Genomic DNA, 9,303 nt, shown 5'->3' on the forward strand with positions numbered 1-9,303 from the left:
GGGGGTGGGGGTGTCCGTCCCCGGTGCCTGGGCCCCGCCCCCGGGCGTGCCAGGCCGGGGGAGGCGCCCTCTTCGCCGCCGGGGACCGCCATAGGCTCTGCGTCCATGACCACGTACTGGCTCTTCGCCCTCATACCCTTCCTCGGCGGACTGGCGCTCACGGCCGTCGAGGCGAGGACGGCGTTCACCGAGCATGTGGCGCGCAGCCTGGGCCGGCGTGCCGAGGGTGTGGTGACCGACCACGTCGCGTCCCGCGAGGGCACGTACCCGACGCTGCACCTGGTGGTCCGCTGGACCGACGACGACGGCAGCGAGCACGAGTACCCGCTCCCCGACACGACGGACGCCCACCGGATCGCCCAGGGCACCCGCGTCCACCTGCGCCACCTCCCCGGCGCCCCCGAGAGCGTGGTCCTGGACTCGCCGGACCGCTACCGGACGGCGGTGCTCGGCATGTGGCTCGGCGTGCTGCTGTGGGCCGGGACGCTGACGGCGGTCCTGATCCGCATCGCGACCCTGCTGCCCGCGGGGAGCCGGTACCGCTTCTGACCTGCGGGGCCCTGACCTTCGTCACCTCTCGGCAGTACGGTGTCACCCATGCGCCCCGACACGCCTGCCGAAAACGTCGACCACACCGCCGAAGCCGCCCGCCTGGAGCGGACCGCCGGCCTGTACCCGGAGGACGCCGAGGCGCTCCTGGTGCGCGCCGCGGCCCACCTGGAGCTGTCCGGCGACCGCCCCTCCGCGACCAAGCTCTACGACCGCCTGCTGTCCTCGCCGGACGGGCTGGAGAACCCGCCCCTGGTACGCGCCCTCAAGGCGTCGAACCTGTGGGAGTACGGCCACGAGGCGGAGGCCAGGGCGATCATCGAGGGCGTCCGCACGACCGCCCCGCGCGACCCGGCGCCCTGGGTGATCGTGGCCGAGGCCCTGGAGTCCCACGACGAGCTGGAGGCGGCCCAGGAGACCTTCACGGAGGGCGCCCGCCTGCTCCTGACGGACGTGGCCGAACCGCCGTACTCCACGCATCCGCTCCTCTACGGGCGTCACCGCGTACGCCGCATGCTGGGCGCCCCCCACGACGACTGGGACCGCCTGGCGGACACCCTGCACACGATGCCGGTGTCCCTGGACGAGCTGCACGACCCGAAGCGCGTCTGGTCCCTCGGCTCGGACGACCCGGCCGACCTGGAGGCGGAGATCTCCCGCCTGCGCGCCGAGCTGGGCGCGTACCGCGAGGCCCTGTCCCGCCCCTTCCCCGTGGCCATGCTGCACTGGCCGGCGGGCGAACTGACGGAGCTGCTGGAGGCGTACCCGTCCCTGTCCGAGGAGTACCCGTCCTACGAGGAGCACCTGACGACGATAGAGGCGGCCCTGCGCGAACTCGCCTCGTCGGGCACGCCGAACCTGGGCGTCGTACCGGGCACGGTCCCGTCGTACGAGGCGTTCGCGGCCTCGGAGGGCGCGTCCCCGTCCGACGCGACGCTGCTCCCGCAGTACGCGACGACCCTGGCGGCCCGGGGCCGCGCGGTGGCGTGGCCGCCGCAGCGGGGCGCGGGGTGCTGGTGCGGCTCGGGCCGGACGTACGGGGAGTGCCACGGGACGGGGGCGTGACGGGCCGGGGTGCTGCCGGAAGGGCTCTCGCCGGACCGATGAGATTCCGCACCGGCGGACGTCTACACGGGTGCCCGGCCGCACGCGAGGCGTGAGGCCCTGACCGAGGGAGCCCCCATGAGCAGCACCGACCAGACCCCGGCCGCCGACGGCTTCTCCTACACCCTGACCCGGACCCTGGACGCTCCGGTGGCCCGAGTCTGGCGGGCCTGGACCACCCCGGAGCAGTACGCCCCGTGGGCCCACGCCGCCCCGGGCTCCGTCGAGATGGACGTACGCCCGGGCGGCGCCTGGAAGGCCACGATGCTCACCCCGGACGGCGACGCGTTCCCGCTGACCGGCTCGTACGTGGAGGTGACCGAGCCCAGCCGCCTGGTCCTCGGCATGGACCTCCCCGGCCGCCCGGACCAGGTCACGATGACCCTGCAACTCACGGAACGGGGCCCGGCCCGCACGGAGATCACCCTCAGCCAGACCTGCGACACGGCGGAGGAACGGAACATGGCGGAACAGGGCAGCGGCATGCTGCTGGACGGGCTGGCGGGGTACGTGACGGAGGACACCCGCAGCTGAGCTACCCCGCTCCCCCTCCGTCAGGACTGGTGCAACATCGCATCGCCGAGCGCGACGACCGAGGAATTCCCGTCGGCCTGAACGGCCTCGACATGGAGGATGGCGACGCCGGTCAGATCCACGGTGACCTTCACGGGCCGGTTGATCTGCGCGGTCGCGGTCTTGAGCGTCTTCTCGCCGTCCTGCCCGGCCTTGAAGGCCACGGTGACCGGATACGCCGCGGTGTTGTCGTCCAGACCGACGGTGACGGTGAGGCTCTTGTAGTGCTCGTTGATGCTCCAGCCGACACTCTCGAACCAGCCGGGCTCGGTGGTGAGGGCACTGTCGAAGCGCTGCCCGCCCATGACGACGGGCTTGAGCTCCCAGTTGCTGTACATCCCGCTGAGCGGCGTGATGTCGGTCAGCGGCACGTCCCCGGTCGGCAACGCGGCGGAGGGCTCCGCCGATGACTCGGCGTCCGCGCCGGGCGGTTCGGCGCGGGCCGTGACGGTCGCGGTGGCGGTCGCCGTCACGGTGGCGGTGGCGGTCACCGACTGCGCGGTGGGCGAGTCGACGACGGTCGGCAACCCGAAGAACCCGAGCAACAAACCGACCACGGCAGCCCCGGCCGACACGAGCGCGGCAACGTCCCCGAGCCGGCGGCCGGGGGGCGGCGTGGGGCCGGGGGTGGGGCTCGGCGCGGGATCCGGTGCCGGTCCGGGCGGCGGGCTCGGCGCGGGTAACGGCGGAACCGGAGCCCCGGGCCCAGGAGCCGGCGGCTCCCCCGGCATCGGCGGCACCCCACCCGACGGCGACGCTCCACTCACGCTCTGCCCCCTCCAGACACGGCCTGATCGCGGGGCCCCATTGAACCCGACGGCAACGGGGACGGACAGGGCTTCGCAGGAGGTGGTCGCCGGAATAGGACACTCACCGCTCCGGCCGCGATGCCGAGCTTGTCAGTGGCTCCTGTTAGAACTAGGGCACATCGACGTGTGACCGAGGGGGTCTTGGTGGGAGACGCGGGGGAGCTGGCCGAGCCGGTCTCGGGGGTCTACGAGAAGCTGATCACGGAGGACGTGCGTGACGAGCTGAAGCAACTCGAGGCCATGGGGTGGAAGGCCATCGACGCAGAGGTCAGTGCGGAGTCCTCGCCTCATGTACTGGCGCGGCATGTCGGGGAGATGGTGGCTCGTCACCTCGGCCAGCTCCCGTCCGACCAGCAGGTTCCCTTCGCGAACCGAATCCTGGAGTCCCTGGCCGCGAGCACCGGTGGCCAGAACGGCACAGAAGCGATCGGCCCCATCGTCGAGGGGCCTCGGCAGTTGCTGGCCCTCGCCGAGCAGGAGGCCCCGGGCGCCTACGCGATCCGTCCGCTCACTCCGCTTTCCGAGACGTCCTTGCTCACCAACTCGCCCGAGGACCTGAGCCTGGGATCCGAGCTGAGAGCGGAGCTGGCCACGGCAGACCGCATCGATCTGCTGTGCGCCTTCGTGAAGTGGTACGGCATTCGTGTCCTGGAAGACTCCCTGCGTGCCGCCAAGAAGCGGGGCGTACCGATCCGGGTCATCACGACGACCTACATGGGCGCCACCGACCGCCGCGCGCTCGACCGGCTCGTGCGCGACTTCGGCGCCACCGTCAAGGTCAATTACGAGATCCGCTCGACGCGGCTCCATGCCAAGGCGTGGCTCTTCCGTCGTGGGACGGGCTTCGACACGGCGTACGTGGGCAGCTCCAACCTGTCCCGAGCCGCGCTCCTCGACGGCCTGGAGTGGAACGTACGGCTGTCATCCGTGGCCACCCCCGCGGTGCTCGACAAGTTCGAGGCGACCTTCGACGCGTACTGGAACGACACGGCCTTCGAGACATACGACCCCGACCTGCACGGCCAGCGTCTCGACGAGGCACTGGCCCAGGCGAGTGGGTCGACGTCGACCACGGACCTGAAGATCAACCTCTCCGGCCTGGAGGTGCGTCCCTTCCCGCACCAGCGGGACATGCTGGAACGGCTGAACGTTGAGCGTGAGATCCGCGGACGGCACCGCAACCTGCTCGTCGCGGCGACGGGCACCGGGAAGACCGTGATGGCCGCTCTCGACTACCGCCGTCTGTGCAGGGAGTCGACCAGTGGTCGGCCGAGGCTGCTGTTCGTGGCGCATCGCAAGGAAATCCTCAAGCAGTCCCTGCGCACCTACCGTGAGGTGTTGGATGACGCCTCATTCGGTGAGCTGCTGCACGGTGGTGCGGATCCGCGCGAATGGAACCACGTCTTCGCCAGTGTGCAGTCACTCAACGTCCAAAGACTGGAGCAGTTGTCCCCGGACCACTTCGACGTCATCGTCATTGACGAGTTCCACCACGCCACAGCCTCCACCTACCGACGGGTGATCGACCACTTCACGCCGAAGGAACTGCTGGGTCTGACCGCCACTCCGGAGCGGATGGACGGGCGCAATGTGCAGGACGAGTTCTTCGAGAGCCGCATCGCAGCCGAAATGAGGCTCTGGGAAGCGCTGGAGAACGACCTGCTGTGTCCGTTCCACTACTTCGGCATTCCCGACGGCACCGACCTGACGAACCTCGGATGGCAGAAGGGCTCGTACGCCGATCAGGAGCTCGGGAACCTCTTCACGGGCAACGACGCCCGCGCACGCATCGTCGTCAAGCAGATCCGGGACAAGGTCTCCGATCCCGGAGCCATGCGTGCGCTCGGCTTCTGCGTCACCAAGGCGCACGCCCACTACATGGCAGATTTCTTCCGCAAGGCCAACTTCGCGGCTGTGGCCCTCGACAGTGAGTCGCCCGCCGATGTGCGCGCCCGGGCGCTCACCGACCTGCGGGACGGCAAGCTTCAGGTCATCTTCTCGGTGGACCTGTTCAACGAAGGGCTCGACATCCCGGATGTCGACACCCTCCTCCTGCTGCGCCCCACCAACAGCGCCACCGTCTTCCTTCAGCAACTGGGGCGGGGGCTGCGGCGCACGGAGACCAAGCCCGTGCTCACCGTGCTTGATTTCATCGGCCAGCACCGGGCGGAGTTCCGTTTCGAGGAACAGTTCCGAGCCCTGACCAACCTCTCCCGGAACCGACTGGTCGAGCACATCGAGCGAGACTTCCCGCAGCTTCCGTCCGGCTCCCAGATCATCCTGGAAGGCAAGTCGAAGGACCTCGTCCTCGACAACATCCGTACCCAGCTGGGCGCCACGGTGAAGACGCTGGTGAAGGAGGTCAAGGAGTACAGCACTCTGCGCCTCGCCGACTACCTCCGGGAGAGCCGCCGAGAGATCAAGGAGCTGTACAAGGGCGACAACTCCTGGACGACCGTTCTCCGCCGGGCCGACGCGCTGGAGGCATCAGGGCCGCAGGGCGAAGCGGCTCTGCTCAAGCGAGCCCACGCGTTCCTCCACGTGGACGATCCGGAACGCGCGCAGGCCTACCTCCGCCTTCTCGCAGACGATGCCCCACGCTACGACGAGTTGGGACCGACGGACCAGACGTATGCCCGCATGCTGTTCTTCAACCTCTGGGACAACGCCGGCGGGTTCACCAGCTACCAGGAGGGGCTGGAGTCGCTGCGTGAGCAGCAAGCGGTCCGTGACGAGCTCCAGCAGTTGCTGTCCTACGTGATGGGACAGGCCGACCACCTGCCTATCCCGCTGACCGGCCCGCTCGGCCACATCCCGCTCAAGGTCCACAGCGCGTACAACCGCTCGGAGATACTCGCTGCCCTCGGCGTCGCCCGCATGGGTGGCCAGATGCCCCGGTCCTTCGCGCAGGGCGTGCAGTGGGTCGACGAGCTTCAGACGGATGCCCTGCTCATCACTCAGGAGAAGAACGAGAAGGACTTCTCCCCCACGGTTCGGTACAAGGACTACGCGCTGAGCCCGACCCTCTACCACTGGGAGTCCCAGAACGCGACGGCCGCCGACTCGCGCACCGGCATGCGTTACCAGCAGCATGTGCAGCGCGGAAGTCACGTCCTCCTGTTCATGCGGCGCTACAAGAACAGCGACATAGGAAAGTCCCAGCCCTGGATGCTCCTCGGCCCGGCGACCTACGAAAGCCACACCGGCAGCAAGCCGATGGCGATCGCCTGGCGCCTGAAGCACGAACTCCCGGCCGACGTGTGGACGTATTCGGCCCTTCAGGCTAGTTAATTCGAGTCCGTGGGCCGGGAGGCGTGGTACGCGAGGGGCACACCCCCTACTCCTTTTGCAATTGACGGCCCGTAACTCCTTCAATTAGCTGAACAATCGTTTCGAGGCGTTCATCAAGAAAATCGGACAAGATTGGAAAGTTGTCGCGGGACCGTCTCAAATATGGGGTCCGACTCATAGGCGCTAGTCACAGAAACCGTCCAGATGCGAGCGATCGATTCGGTGCAGCCCCGGGGGGGGAGCTGCCCAATGATCTTAGGCTTCGACCTAACGAGCTGTCATGGGCGCGCGTGGGCAATCCCAATGACAACGCCAGCGGGCCCGTCGGTACCAGATGGGAGACAGACCCCACTCAACGTGCCAAGGAGACTTCCCCCAGAGCTCCACCTCATCGACTGTCTGGAGTACCTCTGTACCCTGCCCCCATGATTCGCGCAGTCGTCTTCGACGTAGGTGAGTGTCTGGTCGACGAGACCCGTGAGTACGGGACCTGGGCCGACTGGCTCGGCGTGCCCCGGCACACGTTCCATGCGATGTTCGGTGCGGTGATCGCCCAGGGCCGTGACTACCGTGAGACGTTCCAGGAGTTCCGGCCTGGGTTCGATCTCTACGAAGAGCGTGAGAAGAGGGCCGCCGCGGGGCAGCCCGAGACGTTCGGCGAAGACGATCTGTACCCGGAGGTTCGCACCTCTCTCGGACAGCTCCGGTCGGACGGACTGTGGCTGGGGATCGCAGGGAACCAGACGGTCCGGGCGGGGCAGATCCTGCGGGAGCTGTTCTCCGAAGACGTCGACCTGATCGGTACCTCCGACGACTGGGGGGCCAGTAAGCCCGACCCGGAGTTCTTCAAGCGCGTCGCCGAGGCCGTGCCTGCCGAGGCCGGCGAGATCCTCTACGTAGGCGATCGCTGCGACAACGACATCCGGCCGGCCCGCGATGCGGGCATGCTCACCGCACTGGTGCGCCGCGGGCCGTGGGCCACCATCCAATGGGACAGCCCCGATGCCACGGAGTTGCCGACCTTCCGCATCGATAACCTCGCCGACCTGCCCGCCAGAATTGCCCAGTTCAACGGCGCAGGACGCTGACCGTGGTCGACCAGTCGTAGAGGCGGTCGTCCAGGTCACGGACGCAACGCTCGTGCTGGTAGGGGGCGAGCGCCCGGCGGACTTCGCGTACGCGGTCCATGCCGGTCGCGTACCAGGTGACGGCCAGTTGATCGAGGGCCTTACCCGCGTACTCGCAGGCCGCCGCCGGGTTCCCGGACACGGCTTCCACGGCCGCCAGGTCACCGAAGACGACAGTGCGCTGCTTGTCGTCGGCGGGCGTCATGGCGTCCAGTGACTCCAGCAGTGCCTGACGGGCCTGCGGGAGATGTCCGGCGAGGAGCTGAGTGTTGCCCTTGAAGGCCGCGAGCCTGGCCGGTGAGAACCAGTCCATCCACGCGGGTGACGCGTACTCGTTGCCCTCCTCCAGTACGTCTTCCGCGTGGCCGATCAGATGCAGGGCTGTGCGGGTGTCGCCGCACCTGGTCTCACATTCGGCCTCCACCGCATCCAGCCAGGCCAGAAACTCCGCGGACGCGGGGGCACGGCGCGCATAGGTGTGCGCCGCGATCATGCGCTCCAGCGCTGACTCACGGTCTCCCGCCCAGCCGGGGATGAAGGCCATATGCGCGATGATCGCCGAGCCGAGCAGCGGATCGTCGGCTTCGCCCGCAGCCTGTAGAGCAAGGAGAAGTGTCTCGTGAGCGGCCTCCGGTTCGCGGAGATCGAAGAACTCGATCCTGCCCGCCAGAAGGTACGTCTCAGCCAGCGCGGCCGCGATCACGCGGCGTGTGGTGTCCGCCGCCTCCGGGAGCAGCACGCAGCCCAACGTGGCGTGTGCCATGACGGCTGGGTGGAGCTTCGCCGGTGCCACCGACCAGTAGAGCCTGCGATGGGACCTGGTGACCGCCTCGAAGTCCGCTCCAGCGGTCGCCGGCTGAGAGACCGCAACGGCTCTGCCAGTTGATACGGCCAATCCCAGGGCCACCGCTCCCCCGGCGATCAGCGTGCGGCGCACGGGGTCGGGCACCGGACCCTCGGAGCCCCACGGCGGCACGAACCCGAGCGCTTCCAGGCTCTGGCCGAGCAGATGCACAAGCACTCTCTGACAGTCCGGCTGCGGCCAGGGCGGGTTCTCCGACTCCCAGCGGCGGACCTGCCGTGCGCCGATGGACAGGCCACGGATGCCCATGTGCTTCGCATGCTCCGTGAGGGCATCGGCCAGGTCCTGCTGCGAGTTGAACCCGGCGGCCACACGGGCGGCTTTGAGCCGGACGTTTCCTGTCGGCCTGGACACGGGGACCTCCTGGGGACGACTGCGCAAAGCTTGCCACAGCAAGGCCGGTATCAGGTACCCAGTCACCCATGGGGTGCTATTCAGGCCCTGTGGAAGTCCTTTCAGTGACCTCTCGAAGTCCTAGATGCACCTGACGACTTGGTGAACCCTGAACGGCGTATCCAGCTGTGGCGGACAGCAGGAGGAAGCCGGTGTTCACACAGGAAGCTCTGGACCACGCGATCGCCGAGTGGCTCGCTCGTGCTGATCGGGATCCGGAGCGGGTCCGGCGGGAGTGGGCGACGCAGGGCGTTGCGCTGGTGCCGCTCGGCGAACGGTTCGCGGCCGTACGCATGGCCGCGCACGTCGTTCACGCCGCCGTGCGGACCGACGACCGGGATGAGGTGGCCGTGGCACTGGGCGAGTTGCTCGGCGGATCGGTCAACTACGACCGCCGGGGCGCCGGCGGGACGTACTACGCGCTGATCCAGGGTCACGCTGCTCTGGTCTGGGCGTACGACGACATCGCAAGCTGCTTCGGGCTCGGTACTTACCTTGGGGTTCCCCGCCTCGACCGCCAACAGCCACCGGGCACCTATTGGGTCATTCCGCCACGGTATGAGGGCGACCTGTGCCCCCCCCCCCCCCCCCCCCC

General features: G+C 68.6%; 8 protein-coding genes. 6 read left to right on the forward strand and 2 right to left on the reverse strand.

The window, feature by feature from the left end:
• Nucleotides 1-105: 105 nt before the first annotated feature.
• The 3 genes from GTW67_RS04745 (at nucleotide 106) to GTW67_RS04755 (ending at nucleotide 2,187) form a co-directional block, all read left to right on the forward strand.
• Nucleotides 106-549, forward strand: a complete 444-nt coding sequence (locus tag GTW67_RS04745; protein ID WP_161163536.1) for a DUF3592 domain-containing protein — start codon at nucleotides 106-108, stop codon at nucleotides 547-549.
• Nucleotides 550-597: 48 nt separating this feature from the next.
• Nucleotides 598-1,614: an SEC-C domain-containing protein gene (locus GTW67_RS04750; protein WP_161163537.1), complete on the forward strand. Its 1,017-nt coding sequence runs from the start codon at nucleotides 598-600 to the stop codon at nucleotides 1,612-1,614.
• Between the two features lie 117 nt (nucleotides 1,615-1,731).
• Complete coding sequence (locus GTW67_RS04755) at nucleotides 1,732-2,187, forward strand: SRPBCC family protein (RefSeq protein ID WP_161163538.1); 456 nt, start codon at nucleotides 1,732-1,734, stop codon at nucleotides 2,185-2,187.
• A 20-nt stretch (nucleotides 2,188-2,207) separates the two neighbouring features.
• Here the strand turns inward: GTW67_RS04755 and GTW67_RS04760 are convergent, their stop codons facing one another.
• Nucleotides 2,208-2,774, reverse strand: a complete 567-nt coding sequence (locus GTW67_RS04760) for an NPCBM/NEW2 domain-containing protein (protein ID WP_161163539.1) — start codon at nucleotides 2,772-2,774, stop codon at nucleotides 2,208-2,210.
• 402 nt (nucleotides 2,775-3,176) lie between these two features.
• Here GTW67_RS04760 and GTW67_RS04765 point away from each other — a divergent pair, with 402 nt between their 5' ends.
• Together GTW67_RS04765 and GTW67_RS04770 are read left to right on the forward strand one after the other, a co-directional pair.
• Nucleotides 3,177-6,326: a DEAD/DEAH box helicase gene (locus GTW67_RS04765; protein WP_524539744.1), complete on the forward strand. Its 3,150-nt coding sequence runs from the start codon at nucleotides 3,177-3,179 to the stop codon at nucleotides 6,324-6,326.
• 425 nt (nucleotides 6,327-6,751) lie between these two features.
• Nucleotides 6,752-7,414: an HAD family hydrolase gene (locus tag GTW67_RS04770; RefSeq protein ID WP_161163541.1), complete on the forward strand. Its 663-nt coding sequence runs from the start codon at nucleotides 6,752-6,754 to the stop codon at nucleotides 7,412-7,414.
• Here the strand turns inward: GTW67_RS04770 and GTW67_RS04775 are convergent.
• Entirely contained in the window at nucleotides 7,395-8,669 is a 1,275-nt protein-coding gene (locus tag GTW67_RS04775; RefSeq protein WP_161163542.1) for an NsdA family TPR-like regulatory protein, read from the reverse strand. The two genes, GTW67_RS04770 and GTW67_RS04775, sit on opposite strands and share 20 nt — an antisense overlap.
• A gap of 191 nt (nucleotides 8,670-8,860) precedes the next feature.
• Between GTW67_RS04775 and GTW67_RS04780 the strand changes: the two genes are divergently transcribed.
• On the forward strand, nucleotides 8,861-9,303 hold a 443-nt coding region (locus GTW67_RS04780; RefSeq protein WP_161163543.1), incomplete at its 3' end, for a hypothetical protein.

This window comes from Streptomyces sp. SID5910 (genome assembly GCF_009862125.1).
Lineage (GTDB): Bacteria > Actinomycetota > Actinomycetes > Streptomycetales > Streptomycetaceae > Streptomyces.

Coding starts and splice junctions, on each gene's coding strand:
- GTW67_RS04745 (WP_161163536.1), top strand. CDS start 106: ATGACCACGTACTGGCTCTTCGCCCTCATACCCTTCCTCGGCGGACTG.
- GTW67_RS04750 (WP_161163537.1), top strand. CDS start 598: ATGCGCCCCGACACGCCTGCCGAAAACGTCGACCACACCGCCGAAGCC.
- GTW67_RS04755 (WP_161163538.1), top strand. CDS start 1,732: ATGAGCAGCACCGACCAGACCCCGGCCGCCGACGGCTTCTCCTACACC.
- GTW67_RS04770 (WP_161163541.1), top strand. CDS start 6,752: ATGATTCGCGCAGTCGTCTTCGACGTAGGTGAGTGTCTGGTCGACGAG.